This is a genomic window from Cupriavidus sp. F041, assembly GCF_057814235.1.
Window position 1 is genome coordinate 2,908,480 of record NZ_JBVASY010000001.1, and the last position, 16,496, is coordinate 2,924,975.

Annotated in this window: 13 protein-coding genes; 10 read left to right on the top strand and 3 right to left on the bottom strand. The window is 57.6% G+C overall.

Annotated elements, in window-relative coordinates; translation table 11 throughout:
- The first annotated feature begins 8 nt into the window (after positions 1–8).
- From ACZY0R_RS13320 to ACZY0R_RS13355, 8 genes are all read left to right on the top strand, one after another.
- Positions 9–1,316, top strand: a complete 1,308-nt coding sequence (locus tag ACZY0R_RS13320) for an O-antigen ligase family protein (protein WP_488858841.1) — start codon at positions 9–11, stop codon at positions 1,314–1,316.
- The gene (locus ACZY0R_RS13325; protein WP_488858842.1) at positions 1,313–2,413 is read left to right on the top strand and encodes a glycosyltransferase; all 1,101 of its coding nucleotides are present in this window, start codon (positions 1,313–1,315) and stop codon (positions 2,411–2,413) included. Before ACZY0R_RS13320 ends, ACZY0R_RS13325 begins: the two co-directional genes overlap by 4 nt.
- Positions 2,410–3,504 carry a non-hydrolyzing UDP-N-acetylglucosamine 2-epimerase gene (gene wecB / locus ACZY0R_RS13330; RefSeq protein ID WP_488858843.1) on the top strand — a complete coding sequence of 365 codons (1,095 nt, stop codon included), beginning with the start codon at positions 2,410–2,412 and terminating at the stop codon, positions 3,502–3,504. Before ACZY0R_RS13325 ends, wecB begins: the two co-directional genes overlap by 4 nt.
- A complete protein-coding gene (locus ACZY0R_RS13335) occupies positions 3,501–4,724 on the top strand; it encodes a glycosyltransferase family 4 protein (RefSeq protein ID WP_488858844.1) in 1,224 nt (407 codons plus the stop codon). The genes wecB and ACZY0R_RS13335 overlap by 4 nt, the downstream gene beginning before the upstream one ends.
- A 21-nt stretch (positions 4,725–4,745) precedes the next feature.
- Entirely contained in the window at positions 4,746–5,354 is a 609-nt protein-coding gene (locus ACZY0R_RS13340) for a sugar transferase (RefSeq protein WP_488858845.1), read from the top strand.
- Positions 5,355–5,357: 3 nt separating this feature from the next.
- Entirely contained in the window at positions 5,358–6,008 is a 651-nt protein-coding gene (locus ACZY0R_RS13345) for an acetyltransferase (protein ID WP_488858846.1), read from the top strand.
- An 11-nt stretch (positions 6,009–6,019) separates the two neighbouring features.
- The gene (locus tag ACZY0R_RS13350) at positions 6,020–7,198 is read left to right on the top strand and encodes a DegT/DnrJ/EryC1/StrS family aminotransferase (protein ID WP_488858848.1); all 1,179 of its coding nucleotides are present in this window, start codon (positions 6,020–6,022) and stop codon (positions 7,196–7,198) included.
- A 78-nt stretch (positions 7,199–7,276) separates the two neighbouring features.
- The gene (locus ACZY0R_RS13355; protein ID WP_488858849.1) at positions 7,277–7,933 is read left to right on the top strand and encodes a phosphatase PAP2 family protein; all 657 of its coding nucleotides are present in this window, start codon (positions 7,277–7,279) and stop codon (positions 7,931–7,933) included.
- Positions 7,934–8,083: 150 nt separating this feature from the next.
- Here ACZY0R_RS13355 and ACZY0R_RS13360 read toward each other — a convergent pair whose 3' ends face one another.
- Positions 8,084–9,778, bottom strand: a complete 1,695-nt coding sequence (locus tag ACZY0R_RS13360) for an IS1634 family transposase (RefSeq protein ID WP_488858850.1) — start codon at positions 9,776–9,778, stop codon at positions 8,084–8,086.
- Positions 9,779–10,482: 704 nt separating this feature from the next.
- Between ACZY0R_RS13360 and ACZY0R_RS13365 the strand changes: the two genes are divergently transcribed.
- Positions 10,483–11,370: a transcriptional regulator gene (locus ACZY0R_RS13365; protein ID WP_488858851.1), complete on the top strand. Its 888-nt coding sequence runs from the start codon at positions 10,483–10,485 to the stop codon at positions 11,368–11,370.
- Here ACZY0R_RS13365 and ACZY0R_RS13370 read toward each other — a convergent pair.
- The gene (locus tag ACZY0R_RS13370) at positions 11,308–12,444 is read right to left on the bottom strand and encodes a helix-turn-helix domain-containing protein (protein ID WP_488858852.1); all 1,137 of its coding nucleotides are present in this window, start codon (positions 12,442–12,444) and stop codon (positions 11,308–11,310) included. The two genes, ACZY0R_RS13365 and ACZY0R_RS13370, sit on opposite strands and share 63 nt — an antisense overlap.
- A gap of 90 nt (positions 12,445–12,534) precedes the next feature.
- On the bottom strand, positions 12,535–14,538 hold the full coding sequence (locus ACZY0R_RS13375) for a polysaccharide biosynthesis protein (RefSeq protein WP_488858853.1): 2,004 nt from the start codon (positions 14,536–14,538) through the stop codon (positions 12,535–12,537).
- A gap of 968 nt (positions 14,539–15,506) precedes the next feature.
- Between ACZY0R_RS13375 and ACZY0R_RS13380 the strand changes: the two genes are divergently transcribed.
- Entirely contained in the window at positions 15,507–16,283 is a 777-nt protein-coding gene (locus tag ACZY0R_RS13380; RefSeq protein WP_488859676.1) for an XpsR family transcriptional regulator, read from the top strand.
- Positions 16,284–16,496 lie beyond the last annotated feature (213 nt).

Consider the following 16,496-nt stretch of genomic DNA (forward strand, 5'->3'; position numbering starts at 1 on the left):
GAGGCTGTATGAAATTCGGCTTTAAGTCGCTGCTCTATTTTCTGTTCGCCGCGGCAGTAATTGGGCCGGGGGTTGGATATTCGAGCCTGTATCTATTCCATCTTGTCCTGGTTACGGTGTTGATATCGTGGTTCACCATTGGGCTCGGGGGAGGGGGAACGTATCTAAGCCCGGTGCGTTCTTGGTTTTTTTGGTGGTTAATTTTGATTCTCATTTGGTATCTGATCGGTACCGTTTGGGCCTTGGATAAGGTCTATGCTGCGCAGTACCTTGTCTATCTAATTTTGGGAATTTTGCTTGTATTCTTCTTGGTGAGTCACATTAATACCAGGGAAAGATATGAGGCCGTCTTTAGAATATTGAGGTATGTATTTTTGGTGTCACTGCTGATCGGCTTGCTGGAAGTGTTCACTCCATTTCGTTGGCCGCTGTCGCCGTATTCCGAATACGCCGCAATTTTTGGTAGAAAAGCTGCTGAACTCGAGAGTTTTGACGGGTTGGTGAGATCTGTCTTGGAAGAGTCGCCAACTGGTTTTCTTGGAAATCCAAATAATTACGCCGTTATGGTTGTTTGCTTACTTCCATTCTCCTTATTGCAGAGAGGGAGGAGTTGGCTGGTTGTAATGCCTATTATATTTATAATAATCTTTTTCTCCGGTTCTAGGGGTGCCTTCATTGCCTTTCTGATTGGAATATTTTCATGCCTAGCGATTCGGAGTGTGCGGTCACTTTTGGCTACTGTTATAGGTTCTATTGTCGCTTCGCTGTTGATGTTTCATGCGATCGATGTGATGAAGGACTCTGATAATCGGCGAATCGCGGAGATCGCCTCGACGGGCGAGGCGCTAGTAACATACGCATTTGGATCGGACGATACTGGGGGATCAATTTCTGTTCGACAGGAACTAATTAAGAACGGATTGGATGCATTAAGGAAAACCTACGGTTTGGGGGTTGGTGGCGGCGGAAGCAAATCAATTCAGGAGAGTCTGGGTGGGGTTGGAGGAGAGGTAACTTCAATGCACAATTTTTGGATCGAAATTCTGGTCGAAGCTGGATATGTAGGATTTTCTCTCTTCGTGATTTGGTATCTGAAAATATGTCTGAAATTAGTCGCAATTTTTCGATGTGGGCGAGATGAATTTTATAGATATCACGCCGGTGCATTGCTGGTCGCGATGGTGATATTCTCTATCGCCTGCATTTCGGCTAGTTCCGTTGTGTATCTTCTGCCAATGTGGATCATGTTCGGAATGGCGATCTCACTTATAAATATTTTTTCCAAACGTAAGTTGTCGGGGAGAGCATATATATGAATGGGAATTTGAAGATTGCTCTTTTGGCCAGCGCGCGTTCTAGTCATACGGTAAAGTGGGCAAATGGTCTCGTGTCACGAGGTCACGAAGTACATTTGATTAGTGCTCATGCTTCGGTAGGCGAGTTGGATTCGCGTGTGGTCCTGCATATTCTTCCGTTTCCCGCTCCTTTGGGATATTTTTTCTCGTTTTTTGCTTTGCGACGAATTTTGTCCGGAATTCGTCCGGATATATTGAATGCGCATTATGCGACTGGGTATGGATTTTTGGCTACGCTGTCATTTTTTCAACCGGTTGTGTTATCTGTTTGGGGTAGCGATGTATACAGATTCCCAAATAAATCGCCGTTCCATAGATTGCTGGTGAAATGGAATATCGTTAGAGCGACATCGGTCGCCTCAACGAGTAGATGCATGGCAAGAAGGGTTGAAGATATTCACGCCAATGCACGGATATTCTTGACTCCGTTTGGAATAGACGAGAATTTATTCGCTCCTTGCATCGTTCAGGGGAGGAGAGAGCAGGTTGTTATTGGGACTGTGAAAAGTTTGACGCATGTTTATGGCATCGATATTTTAATTGAGGCATTTTCTTTAGTAAGTAGAAAGATTCGAGGTCTCAAGTTAGAGATCACGGGAGGCGGCGAGGATCTTGATCGGCTACAGAAGTTGGCAGCCGATTTGGGCGTCGGTGATAGCGTGAAGTTCTGCGGTGCGATCCCGCATTCACAGGTGCCGACGGCCCTTGAAAGAATTGATATCTTCTGTGCGCTCAGTCGTGAGGAGAGCTTTGGTGTCGCCATTTTGGAAGCGAGTGCGTGTGGTATCCCAGTTGTGGTGTCTGATGCTGAGGGGCCAGCCGAAGTGACGCTGCAGGGTAAAACTGGCGTAATCGTTCCACGAATGGACCCGCTTGCAGCCGCGGACGCTATTTTGACACTTGTTAGAGATTCCGGACTTAGATCGCGCCTCGGGCGCGCAGGTCGAGACCACGTTATTAGGAATTATACGTGGGAAAAATCTATCGATTCGATGATTGAAGCGTATAGAGAAACAGTTGAAATGCATTCAAAAGCTAGTCGGAGCGAATTAGTATGAAGAAAATAATTACGGTTCTTGGAGCGCGGCCCCAATTTATCAAGGCAAGCGTGGTTTCCGCGGAGTTCAAGAGGATATCTAACGTCAAAGAGCTGGTCGTGCATACTGGGCAGCATTTCGACTCGAATATGTCGGATATTTTTTTCGCTGAGCTCGGCATGGGGAAGCCTGATTACTTCCTCGACATTCACGGGGGTACACACGGTGAAATGACGGGACGGATGTTGGGCGCGGTGGAACGCGTGCTGATGGAGGAACGACCAAATGCCGTACTGGTCTACGGCGATACAAACTCGACGTTAGCGGGCGCGCTCGCGGCGATTAAATTGCACATTCCCGTCGCACACGTTGAAGCGGGGTTGCGCAGCTTCAATATAGAAATGCCAGAAGAGGTCAACCGAATCCTGACAGACCGTATATCACGCTGGCTCTTCACACCTACGGCCCTGGCCAAGGAGAATTTGTACGGTGAGGGTGCAACTGCCGAAAAGGTCTTCGAGGTGGGGGACGTAATGTTTGATGTCGCGCTCCATCACGGTGAGCGCGTTAAACGAGATCAGGGGTTGCTGCGAGAGCTTGGGCTAATATCCCAATCGTATGTGTTAGCAACGATTCATCGGGCCGAAAATACCGATGACACCGGGAGACTTGTCGCAATAATAGATGCGCTAGAATCTGTTGCAAAAGACATTCCGGTTATCTGGCCCCTTCATCCAAGAACAAGAGGGGTAATTCAAAGAATTGGGCGTTTTGATTCGCTTTCGAAACGAATCACCGTGATAGATCCCGTGGGCTACATCGATATGGTGCAGTTAGAGAAATATGCTTCGCTGATAGTTACCGATTCAGGGGGGGTGCAGAAAGAGGCATTCTTCTATCAAGTTCCATGTGTAACTCTGCGTGATGAAACGGAATGGATGGAATTGGTTGATGCTGGTTGGAACATGTTAGTCCCACCCCATAGTGCCTCTCAGGTTGAGAGTTGCATCAGATCTTCACTTGGAGGGCGGGGTAGGGACATTCGCCCGTATGGTGATGGTCATGCTGCTAGAAGAATTGTGGAGTGCTTGGTCGGGGATTTGGAAGAATGAAACGCGTCTGGATTCTCAATCACTACGCTCAAGAACCGGGAGGAGCGGGTGGAACGAGGCATTTTCACCTTGCGGAACACCTAGCTGACCTTGGCTGGCAGGCCACGGTGATCGCTGCGAGTGTTGAGTTGAACACTGGGAGGCAGAGGCTTGCTCGCGGTCAAGCTTCCCGCCTCGACCACATCTCTGGTGTGCCATTCCTGTGGCTGAATACTTCGCAATACAAGGGGAACGGCGGCGGGAGAATGATGAACATGCTCAAGTTCAGTTGGCGGGCAATATTGCCCGGAACAACGCGAGATTTACCCCCGCCGGACATTGTAATTGGATCGAGTGTGCATCCATTTGCAGCTGTCGCGGGGGTGATTTTGGCGAATCGATTCAAAGTTCCATTTGTATTCGAGGTGCGGGATCTTTGGCCACAGACGCTGGTTGATCTGGGTCGTCTTCGAGAAAAATCTTTAGTAACGAAGTTGCTGAGGGGACTCGAAGCATGGCTTTATAAGCGAGCGTCGCGGATAATCGTTTTGTTGCCACGCGCGTGGGAGTATATAGTACCTATCGGTATTGATAAAGATAGAATTGTATGGATACCGAATGGGGTTGATTTGTCTTTGTTTGTGCGGTCTAGTGAGTATTCTCCCTTATCGGCAGGGTTATTTACTCTGATGTATTTTGGTGCGCACGGGCAGGCAAATGGGCTTGATAACGTTCTCAGGGCTATGCGGATCGTGCAGGAGAGAGGTGCCGATCATATAGTATTACGAATGATCGGTGATGGTCCGCTAAAGAGTCAGTTGGTGGCTATGGCTGAGGAATTTGGCTTGACTAATGTCGTTTTTGAGTCTCCGGTCCCTAAGGGTGACATCCCTAAATTGGCGGCTGAGGCAGACGCATTTGTGTTTAATCTCGTGGATGCTCCGGTGTTTAGATACGGAATTAGTTCTAACAAATTATTCGACTTTATGGCGAGTGAGCGCCCGATTGTATTTAGTTGCGATTCTTATAATAATCCAGTGAATGATGCCAATGCTGGGATTACTGTTAAGGCAGGGTGCCCGGAAGAGTTGGCGGAGGCTATTTTGAAAATTGCTTCTACTCCTTCTGATGAGCGAAGAAGAATGGGGCGATCGGCTCGACAGTATGTCGAAGATAATCATGGATTTCGTCAGTTGGCTACTAAATTGGCTGCGGTGCTAGAAGAGGTTCGGGCATCGTAGAATGTAAGTTTGGAGCGTAATATGAAGCGGATTTTTGATATTATATCTTCGTTTTTAGCCTTGACCGCATTTGGTATTCCGATACTCATTCTATTTTGGATGGTTCGTCGCAGACTGGGAAGCCCTGCTTTCTTCTGTCAAATGCGACCTGGTCGAGATGGAAAGCCATTCCGGATGATAAAGTTCCGCACTATGAGCAACGCAATCGGGCCAGACGGCGAAGCTTTGTCGGATGCCGCCCGCATGTCCAGTTTTGGTCGGCTCCTCCGCTCCACGAGCTTAGACGAACTCCCCGAATTATGGAACGTACTCAAAGGCGACATGAGCCTGGTAGGCCCGCGCCCGCTCCTCATGGACTACTTGCCGCTGTACACCCCGGAGCAGGCTCGACGCCACGAAGTCCGGCCTGGAATCACGGGTTGGGCGCAGATCAACGGGCGCAATGCACTGTCCTGGGATGAGAAGTTTGCTTTGGATACGTGGTATGTCGACCATCGTACGTTCTGGCTGGATCTGAAGATCTTGGTCTTGACCGTAAAAAAGGTGCTGGTGCGCGATGGGATCAGCGCAGCCGGTGAGGCCACCATGACGCGATTCACCGGCGTCCCGGCCAACGAACAGAAGGAGTAAGCGATGAAGTTGATTGGAATCTATGGCGCTAGCGGATTTGGGCGTGAGGTGATGCCGCTGGCGCGTGCCCAACTGACGACCGCCGGGGCGGGGCCGTTCGAATTGGTGTTCGTGGACGATGGTGACAATCCACCCATTAGTAATGGTCATCGGGTGCTGTCGTATTCGCAGTTTCTAGAGGAGCCAGCTGCCGAAAAGCAATTGAGTTTCGCTATCGCTGCCAGCCAGGTACGCGAGAAGCTGGTGCAGCGCGCGGAGCTGGATGGCTTGGATTGCATTGATATCCTTGCATTCAATGCAGTGGTCTTGGATGACGTTACCATCGGCCCCGGCGCGGTGATTTGTCCGTTCGTCACGTTGACGAGTAATATCCAGATCGGCAAGCATTTTCACGCCAATATCTATTCCTACGTTGCACACGATTGCGTCGTGGGGGACTACGTGACGTTTGCCCCCGGGGTCAAGTGCAATGGCAACGTGCTCATCGAGGACCACGCTTATATCGGCACGGGTGCAGTACTCAAGCAAGGTAAACCGGGTGCGCCTCTTGTCATCGGCCGCGGGGCGGTAGTTGGCATGGGTGCTGTGGTGACGCGGGATGTGCCTCCTGGTGTCACAGTAGTGGGCAATCCTGCTCGCCCGCTTGTCAAATAAGAGGAGCCGAGATGCTGAATACAGGTTTTTCACCTTGGCCGAGCTTCACGTCCGAAGAGATGGCAAGCGTACAGCACGTGCTGGCCTCCAACAAAGTCAACTACTGGACCGGCACCGAAGGCCGTGAATTCGAACGCGAATTCGCCGCCTGGGTTGGCGTGGAACACGCCGTCGCACTGGCCAACGGCACCCTGGCTCTGGACGTGGCCCTGAAGGCGCTGGACATCGACGCTGGCGACGAGGTGATCGTCACCTCCCGTACCTTCCTGGCGTCTGTGTCCAGTATCGTGCTGGCCGGTGCCACCCCGGTCTTCGCCGACGTGGATCGCGATGACCAGAACATTACCGCCGAGACCGTGCGGGCGGTCCTGAGCCCGCGCACCAAGGCCATCCTCTGCGTGCATCTTGCGGGCTGGCCCTGCGATATGGATCCCATCATGGCGTTGGCCAAGGAGCATGATCTTGCGGTGATCGAAGATTGTGCCCAGGCGCATGGTGCGTTCTACAAAGGGCGGGCTGTAGGCTCAATCGGTCATGTCGGAGCCTGGTCTTTCTGCCAGGACAAGATCATGACGACTGGCGGCGAAGGTGGCATGGTGACGACGAACGATCGTGATCTGTGGGCGCGCATGTGGGCTTACAAGGACCATGGCAAGAGCTACGAGGCGGTTTATGAGCGGGAGCATCCGCCGGGCTTCCGCTGGTTGCATGAGTCGTTTGGCACCAACTGGCGCATGCTGGAGATCCAGGCGGCTATCGGTCGTATTCAACTGAAGCGCATGGCGGACTGGACCGCACGGCGTACTGCAAATGCCATGACGCTGGCCGAGGCACTGAAGCCGTGCAAGGCGCTGAGGGTTCCCCTGCCGCCGGCAGGCGTGGAGCATGCCTGGTACAAGTTCTATGCGTTTGTGCAACCCGAGTCATTGGCCGAGGGCTGGGATCGGGACCGGATCATGGCGGAGATCAACGCAGCGGGGGTGCCGTGCTATTCGGGTTCCTGCTCCGAGGTGTATCTGGAAAAGGCGTTCGATGGTACGGGATGGCGTCCGGCCGAGCGTTTGCCGGTGGCGAAGGAACTGGGTGAGACCAGCCTGCTGTTCCTGGTCCATCCAACCTTGACCGAGGCAGAACTTGCCCGGACCGCACAGGCGGCTCGCGCGGTGGTGGAGCGGGCTACGCGTGGTTGACAGGGGGCGCGAGAAGGCGGGAAGGGCGCGCGCGGCTTGTCCGGACGGGCGGGCGCCTGGTGATGTGGGCGCCCGGTCATGACGCTGTGGGCACATGTCATTCCGTTCGGCGATAGCACGTGGACTTTGCCGCTTGCCGCGTCTGTCGCTGTTGCCTTGCTGCTTGGCGGGGATCGGGCTCGGGCCATTCGTTGGCTGGCCTGTTTTGGTGCCGGCATCGCGTTGATTGTTGCCGGCAAGCTGGCGTTCGATCTGCGCGGCTGGTGTCTGCCATCGATTGGCTTCTACAGCATCAGCGGCCATGCCATGCAGACCACGGCGATCTATCCGCTGCTGTTCATGATGCTCTTTTCCGCAGTCGGGCCTCAAGCCGCGCGATGGGGATTCCTGCTGGGGTTGGCGGCGTCGATGTTCATGGCGGTAACGCTGCTGGCCGGCAACTATCACACGCTGTCTGAAACGCTGGCTGGCATGGCAGTCGGCGCGATGGTCGTTTGCACGTATCTGCGCTGGCAGCCGAACTTGCGCCCGGCGCATCTGTCCTTGCTTGTCGCGTTGCCGGTTGCCGTGGTGGTGCTGGCCGATATGCATGGCACGGTCAACCCGACCAAGGCGGCGCTCTGGCAGCGCGCGGCGGTCTGGCTCGGTGCTACCGAGCAATATACGCGGCAGATCTATACGGATCCGATCAACGGTACGCGGTGGGTATCTGTGCGGCTGCGCAGGCTTTCTTAAACCCCGGGCGCGTCATTGCCGCCCCGCGCGGGCGGCGTCCCTTCGCAGCAACGTGCCCGCGCTAATGTTGCTCCCCAATTGTTGCCCCCGAGTTCGACAGTTAGAAGCTTAAGTCTTTGATTTGATTGGAGCCGACTGCGAAACGCTCCACTACAAGAGAGTCAGTTGGGTCGTTTTGGCTGGTTTGCGAACCTTCAATGCGGAGAGAACCCGGGCCTGCTCCTGGCTGATGGCCGAGAGCCCTGTCACGGACTTGGTTTGGTCGATGACGATGCGGTGGTGCTGAATGCGACTGAGCATGGCAAGAGCTCGCGCAGGCGACAGCTCGCTGTTGGCGGCCTGTAAGCGCATCCGCATCACCCGATACAGAATCAGTGCCATGAAGCAGATGGCCGCATGGGCGCGGATACGGTCTGGCAAGCGGTGGTAGACCGGGCCAATCTCGATCTCGGACTTGAGCACACGGAACCCGCGTTCAATATCCGCCAATGACTTGTAGCGGTCGACGACCTCACGTGGTGAGAGATCCGCGGCATTGGTGACCAGCAGCAGCTTGCCATCCATCATGCGGGCATGATGCAAGGCTCGCTCATCGATGGCGTAGCAGAAGCGCTCGCTCTTCAGATCGACCTGGATGATACGAGCCAGATGGGCCTCGCAAACCGCATGGTAGAACCGTGCACGGGCACCGCCATCCGAGAGCTTTTTGCCACGACTGCGATGACCGGTGTCTTGCGCGTCAAGCTTGCCCACCCACTGCGCGGCAAGCTGCTCCAGGTGTGCAATCTGCGCATCGCGTTGCGTGCCTTTCTGCTGCGCCGCCACGGGATCGTGCGCCACGATCAGACGTAAGCCGTTCCATGGCACTTCGCCCAGGACTTCTTCACGGGCCGGCAGGCATTGCTGTGCGTGGAGGTCTTCCAATGAATTGACCACATCGTTGTAGCGACGGCCCGGCACCGCCAGGATAAATTCCAGCGGCGCACCGTGTGGCAAGGTCATCGCCTGCAGCTCTGCCAGGTTGTCGATCGAGAGCAGTCCCCGATCGGCGACGACGATGACGCGCTTGACGGGGAACCGGCTCAGCACCTTCTCGAGGGTTGGCTTCAGGGTCGTGACTTCTGCGGTATTGCCGTCAAACACCTCGTGATAGAGCGGCAACCCTTCTGCGGTCTGCACGACCCCCAACATGAATTGCCGGGCAATGACGCCTTCCTTGGCCATGCCGTACTGGCGCACATCATCTTCTTGCTGCGACAGGCCCTCGGCACGAATGGTCGTCATGTCGTAGAACACCACTGGTAAGGTTTGATCGACCAGCGGACGCAACAGCCCCGCCAACACGGCGTCGACGTCCGCCTGATGCGTGACCAGCGCGTCCATTGCGCGCAGCAGATGTTGGTGGTCGACGGCTTCGATGGACAGCCCTGGCAGGCCAACTGTTTCCAGCCAGCGCAGCACACCCAATTTGGATTCCGGGTCACACAGGCGATTGAAAACCATGATGCGCACAAGCGCTTCGACATCGATGGTATGGCGGGTGCGCCGGAACACGCGGCGCATGCCGTCGAAGCCGAGCTCTTGCCACAGTTCGGAGAGCGCCCACACGTCGCCGAGCGCACGGGCCGATTGGAACGTCACCGCGGGTTCGGCGGCTGCCTCAAGTGCGGGGCGGCCGGTGACGCGCAACAGCCCATTGATCACGCCTTCCATGCTGTCGCCAAGTTGATCAAGACGGCCCAAGGTGGCAACGGTGCGCTGCTTAGGCTGACCGTTGTCATCGCGATAGGACTCGACCAACTGCACGTAACGGCGAGAACCGGAGGAGGTGACTTTGACAAACATGCCGTTACTTTACAGGCTTTGACTGCCTTGTCAAATATAGGCTTCGTTGTTACAAACGTGCCACTACAAGAGTTTGGCGCCCACGACCCGGGAAGCCGCGCCAGCGCTAGCGGCGACGGTCAGAAATGGCGAATATCGGGCTCAAACTGTCGAACTCGGGAGCACAAGGTCGCGGCCATGCATGAAGTCGCACGATATGGTGTCACCGCGTGCCGGTCCGGGCGTAACACGTCTCTTACAACCTGCACCAAACTCGAGTCCCCCGCGGAAGGCGGATCGGCCTCGCAGGGTTCTCGGACCTTCCTCGAGGCCGTACGCTGCATTTTGTTACGCACCCACAGAACATCGCCAGATCTGAGTGGTGCACCCTGACCTGGCTTGCTCCAGTTCGATGCGAAGGAACTGGGGCCGCGCCGTGCCGGTGCTCGTGCGGGTGCCTATGCCGGATTTTGTCTTTAATGTATCAGGGCTGATACCCTGGATTACATAGTCAGGCCGCTAAAAAGTGAGACGCACGGTCAAGTCCCTCCGGCGGGGGGGATTATCCTTCCGGTGGATTTTGCTTCGAGCGCCTGGTCCCGCATCCGCCGAAGGCCGTGACTGGTTCTGCCTCTGGTTGAGTTGTGTCGGGCGTCCGTGCGGGGAACGGGCGAGGGAGCAAAGCCGCTTAGCAATTGCCACAAACGCCAGCCCCTGCCGGACCTATGGAAATTCATCAAAGTGCATTTACCCGCGAGCAGTTCGATGCCTATTTCGCGTCGTATGTGGGCATGGAAGGCGGGAACCCCGCAGCCGCCGTATGGTTTTGCGAGTTTTCACCCAGTGGCGTCGAGACGCCGCTGAGCGATTCGCTGCGGCCTTTACCGCAGCCTCATGCATGGGACGAGGCATTTCGCCGCCGGCACCGGCAGGATATGGCGCGCTGGCAGACGCATCAGCGCATTGCCAGGATCATGGCGGCAGCGCGCGAGAAGATACTCTACGGGCGCTCCGAAGGGGGCGACTGGCGGCAGTACCTGGAGGAGATGCTCTACCGGCCATGCGGCTGGGAGTTCAAGCTGAACCTCTTCCCCCTGGCAATCCGGCCGGAAGGCAGGCTCCCCTGGTCCAAGCTTTATCAGGGCCAGCCGGAGCTGAATCCCAAGCAGCGCTATTTCGATCTGTGCCGGCACGGAGGGCGGTTCCGGTTCATCGGTGGCTTGTGCCGCCGGATGCGTCCCAAGGTGGTGGTGTGCCTGGGCGAGCGCCATGCCGACGATTATCTGAAGGCCTTCGGCATGCAGGGGATTCCGGCTGTCGAGCACACGCTCAAGCCGGCTGACCAGGCCAGGACCCTGCAGGTCTATATGCGGCAAGGCACCACGCTTATTGTCTGCCCGGCCGTTGCAGGTAGCGCCGGGCTAAGCTCCGACGTTTTGCTAAACGCCATGGGGTGCTTCATCAGCCACTGGCTGACGCACGAGGATTTTGCGGAGCGTGCCGATACGGACGCGCCGGATGCGCGCGGCGACATGAAGCCAGCGCCTGCGTCATGGTCCGCGGTACGCGCCGTCGTTGGCGCTCCGCTCATGGCTTGTCAGATATCGGCGTAGCCACCGCTCGTAGTCCTGGCCCTGTACCTTGAGGGCGGCGCGCATCAGATCTTGGCGCCGCGGGCTGGCGGCCTCGATACGCAGGTCGCTCGGCGACATGCCGTAGGCGCGCCGAAACGCGCGCGTGAAATCCGATGCGCTGGAGAAGCCCAGCCCATAAGCAATCTCGATCACCGGCAGATTGGGAAACCGCACCAGTTCCGACGCTGCCGCGCGCAGCTTGCGCTTGCGGATGTACGCGTGTACGCCGCCTTCATGCTCGAACAGCCGATACAGCGAGGGCCGGGAAATGTTCATCGCCGCCAGCAAGCCGGTGGGCGAGATATCCGGCTGGTGGGCACTGTGGTCAATCAGGCGGCGGGCTCGCGCGAGCATGGCGTTGCGGGTGGCGGAACGGGCGTCGCCTTCCAGCCGCGCGGCTTTGCGGAAGGCGGCCACGAGCAGATGGATGGCTTCGCGCAAGGCCGGTGCGGCCTGCTCTGGCGTCATGTGCGGGAGTTCGCGGGCCAGCACGGTCACGTGCTCGACCGCGAGCATCGTCATTGGCGTGTTGGCCTCCACAATGCGGCCGTGCGCCGACTCGGCATCGGGAAAGACGGCGTCCATCAGCGGGCGCGGCACAAAGAACGAGAGGGCGTGCGAGGGGTCGCGCACCAGGCGCGCGGGCTGGCCCAGATCCGTCAGCAGGATGCCGCCGTGGCGCGGCCTGGGATTGCGGCGCCGGCCTTCGACCAGGCCCGCATTGCCGCCGATAAACACCTGGAACACATAGTGCCGCATGGCGTCGGTGGAGATCCGCGCCACGGTGCGGTGCAGGTTGACACCGTCGCACCGGCAGTCGGTGAAGACCATGTCCTCGACCAGGTACCTGTCGATCGCCGCCGCGAAGGGGCGGGCCACTTGTTCTTTCGTCAGGTCCAGGTCGATGACATGGCCTACGCGATCGCGCCAGGCCAGGATCTGGCCGGCGGATGACCGGGTCCCGGTTGCGGTGCCGACTTCAAAGCGGGTATGCGGTATGCCGGAGGCGGGCTCCGGCGGCGGTTGCGGCTGGGCAAGTCTGTACGCAGTCATGGCATTGGAGTTGCAGCTTGGTAATCAGGCTGCGGCGCGATCCAATGTACAGGAAACCGCCGGACTCCGTACAGACTCGCTTGCGCGAGGTCAGCCCGCCTTGGCTTGCTTGGCGTTCAGTTCCGCGAAATCCGCCAGCACGTCTTCCGGCCCGCGCACACGGGCACCGAAGGGGAAGGGCAGCAGTACGCGCGGACGCGGCGCCTTGCTTCTCTTGCCATCCAGGGAGCTGTAGGGCGCGTACTCCGGCACGATCGCTTGTACCAGGCTCTGGATCTTGAGCGCATCGCGCGTGTCGCAGGCGGCGAACAGGGCGGCCAGCAGATCGTGCAGCGTGGCCTCTTCCGTGGAGTGCTCTTTTGCACACATGATGCGTTCGTGCGAACTGGGGATGACACCCTCGCCAATCAGCAGTTCTTCATAGAGTTTCTCGCCGGGGCGCAGGCCTACCACCTTGATCTCGATATCGCCGCCGGGATTGTCCCTGGTCTTCTCCTGCAGTCCGGACATATCGATCATGGTACGTGCCAGGTCCACGATGCGTACGGGGTCTCCCATGTCCAGCACGAAGACCTCGCCGCCCTTGGCCATGGCGCCTGCCTGGATCACCAGTTGCGCCGCCTCGGGGATCAGCATGAAGTAGCGGACCACGTCGGCGTGGGTGATCGTGATCGGCCCGCCGGATTCGATTTGCCGGCGGAACAATGGCACGACCGAGCCGGATGAACCCAGCACGTTGCCAAAGCGCACCATCGAGAAGGTGGTGCGGGTGCGCGGACGGACGGCGGCGGCCTGGAAGACCAGTTCGGCCATGCGCTTGCTCGCGCCCATGACGTTGGTCGGGCGTACCGCCTTGTCGGTCGAGACCAGGACGCAAGTCTCCACGCCGTACATGTGGGCGATATCGGCGACGGTCAGCGAACCCAGCACATTGTTGCGGATGCCTTCGGGCATGTTCGACTCAACCAGCGGCACATGCTTGTACGCCGCGGCGTGGTAGATGGTATCGACACGGTTCTGGCGCACCGCAGCCGTGACGGCCTCGGGATCGCACACCGAGCCGATGCGCGCCGATACGTCCAGCCCCGGAAAGAGCTGCCGTAATTCCTGTTCGATCGTATATAGCGCGTACTCGGAGTGTTCGAACAGGACCAGCCTGCGCGGTTGCTGCGTGGCGATCTGCCGGCACAGTTCGCTGCCGATCGAGCCGCCGGCCCCCGTCACCATCACAACCTTGCTGTGCGTGCATTTGGCAAATAGGTTTTTGTTGGGAGGCACCGGCTCGCGGCCAAGCAGATCCTCGATACGGATTTCGCGGATGGATTGCGTGGTGATCTTGCCATCCACCAGTTCCAGCAGCGTGGGCAGGGTGCGCACTTCCACTGCCTGGGTGCGCAGGCTTTCCACCACTTCACGGCGGCGCTCGGGCGAAGCGGACGGAATGGCCAGCACGACTTCGTCGATATTCAGCCGGCCCAGCTGTTCGGTCAGCCGCTTGGCGTCATAGACGGGCAGGCCGGCCACAATCTTGTTGTTCAGCGTGATGTCGTGATCGAAGAAGCAAAGCACCTGGTGATCGGGGCTGGCACGCATCGCAAGGGCGAGCTGGAAGCCGGCCTCGCCGGCGCCGAATATCGCAAGGCGCGCCACTTTGCTGCGGTTCTTGCGGTATTGGGAAGTGCGCAGCAGCGCTCGTGCCAGGAAGCGTGAGATGACTACATAGGCAAACGCGATAAACCAGTAGATCAGCAAACCGGTGCGCGGCAGGTAGTCGTCCTGGATCAGCAGGGAGACAAGATAAGTCAGTCCGATCAGCGCGGCCAGGCTGATGCCGGACACCCACAAGACCTTGAGATCGATGTATCGCAGCACGGTGCGGTAGAGCCCGCTCAGGTAGAACACCGGAATGGTGAACAGTGCGATCGCCAGCGGCGGCAACGCGCCGTATTGATTCAGCAGGTCGGCATCTCCCTTGCGCAGCAGCAGCGCCAGCGAGAAGCACAGAGGCAGCATCAGGATATCTGCCGTCACCATGAAAACGACTTTGCCACGGCGCGGTAGAGCGAGTAGCCATTGAGTAAGCGCGGATGTCATTTGCATATCCACATTGCGAATCCGGCACCGGTGATCCAGGTGCCGTGAATGATGACTGCCTTGCCTGCAGCAGGATGAGACAAAGGGAATGCCACGTTGAGACAAGCCGATAGCGACTGGCTTCCCGGCAGGGCTTTCCTTCATCTTGCGAATGGTGCGAATAGTGCGGTGCAGCGCTACCCACCGGTACCCTGCGTGAGAAGGGAACCCGAGGGGGTGGGCGCGTGTCTTTGCGCTGCGACGGCACCGTGCAAACGCACTGCGGATTGCCGGCGCGCCCTGATTCCGTTGGAAAAAGCGTTGAAATTCTGAATGCCGGATTTAAACGCGCTTGCCGCCAATTTGGTGCGTGATCTGTCCTCACCAAAGGAGAGGCAGCGTGCGGTTTTGCAAGAAAGTTTCGTTGCGGACCGCGCTTGTCATCGGCGATACACATTTCATGCCACGCAAACGAAACGCCGTTGCGACGACGGCAGCTCGCCAAATAGCGCATCGCCTCGCACGATGGGTACCCTGCGTAAGAAGGGTAAAGAGACTACCGAAAATCCCTCCGAAGGGGGGCGCGGACCGATCAAATCTCGCGCAAAATCTCGCTCCGCCTAGTAAGTGTTTCGCGCAAACGAGATCAGGCTCTTTGGAATGGCATCAGGAACGTCGCGGGTTTCACAAAATATGTTCCTGAAAGCTATTTTCAAAACGAATGCACTGATTCAGACTGGTTGCAGGCAGGTCAAATCCGTCGAAGCCTGGCGTTGGCATTGCGCCAGCCGGCATCCGATACGAAGGGGGAAGGTGCGCGAGAGCGCCAGCGGTCATTGCATTCCCCCTTCAGTGGAGTGGGTTGTCTCCATCGTTCTATTAGAGAGTTGCCGATGCATCGGAGGCGTCTCACGCCCGTCACGTCGTACAGGTAAGTTTGCCTCAGTGCGTGGGCATCTTTAATTCCACCAAGCGGTAGGGGCATGGAAATAGAACAAAAGGCAGTATTCTCACGTGAGCAGCTGGACGCGTATTTCGCGTCTTACGTTGGAATGGAAGGGGGAAATCCGGCGGGGGCCGTCTGGTTTTGCGATAGTACGCCGCATCCCTGGACCGAGTCGCTGGTGGCGCCACTGGAGCCGCGCACGCAACCGGGAGCCTGGGATCACGCCTATCGCGACCGGCACCGGGACAGCATGGAGCGCTGGCAGTCGCATCAGAAGATCGCAAGGATCATGGCCGCCGCGCGCGCGCAGACATTCTCATCCGCCCAGGATGAGCGCGACTGGAAGCATTACTTCGATCAACATCTCTATGCACCGAAAGGCGCCGAATTCAAGCTCAGCCTTTTCCCGCTGCCGGCGCACCTGATTGGCCAGACGCCGTGGTCAAAGGCGTTTCGCGGGCAACCGGCGCTGGTGCCCAAGCAGCGCTATGTCGATCTTTGCCGCAATGGCGACCGATTCCGCTTTATCGAAGGCATTCGCCGGCAATGGAAGCCCAAGGTGGTGGTATGCCTGGGCGAGCGGCACTTCGGCGATTTCGTGCAGGCGTTTGGCCTGGAGAGGGCGCGGACTGGCAGTTACGTCCTCCAGCCCGCCGATCTCGCGAAGACACTGCGCGTGCTGGAGCACGACGGTACCACCTGGATCGTCTGTCCTGCGCTGGCGGGCGCAACCGGCCTGACTTCCGATGTCCTGCTGGAGGCAATGGGCCGGTATATCGCGCGCTGGCTGGTGCAGGAGGATTTCCCCATTCCGCATTAGCTGCATTGCATTAGCCGCATCGGCCGCATCGGGATTTTTCGGGCTTATCCGACACGTTCGCTGTACTCGTCGAAACAACACCGGGACATGCGCGGCAGCGCTGTCGCCGGCCGTGCGGGGTTGCCTGCCTTGCGTTCCCACATGCAAGTCCGCGCTTTCCCCCGCCTAGTAGGGGTGACACGGTAGTGGGGATTGTTTATCTAGTTGGGCTGG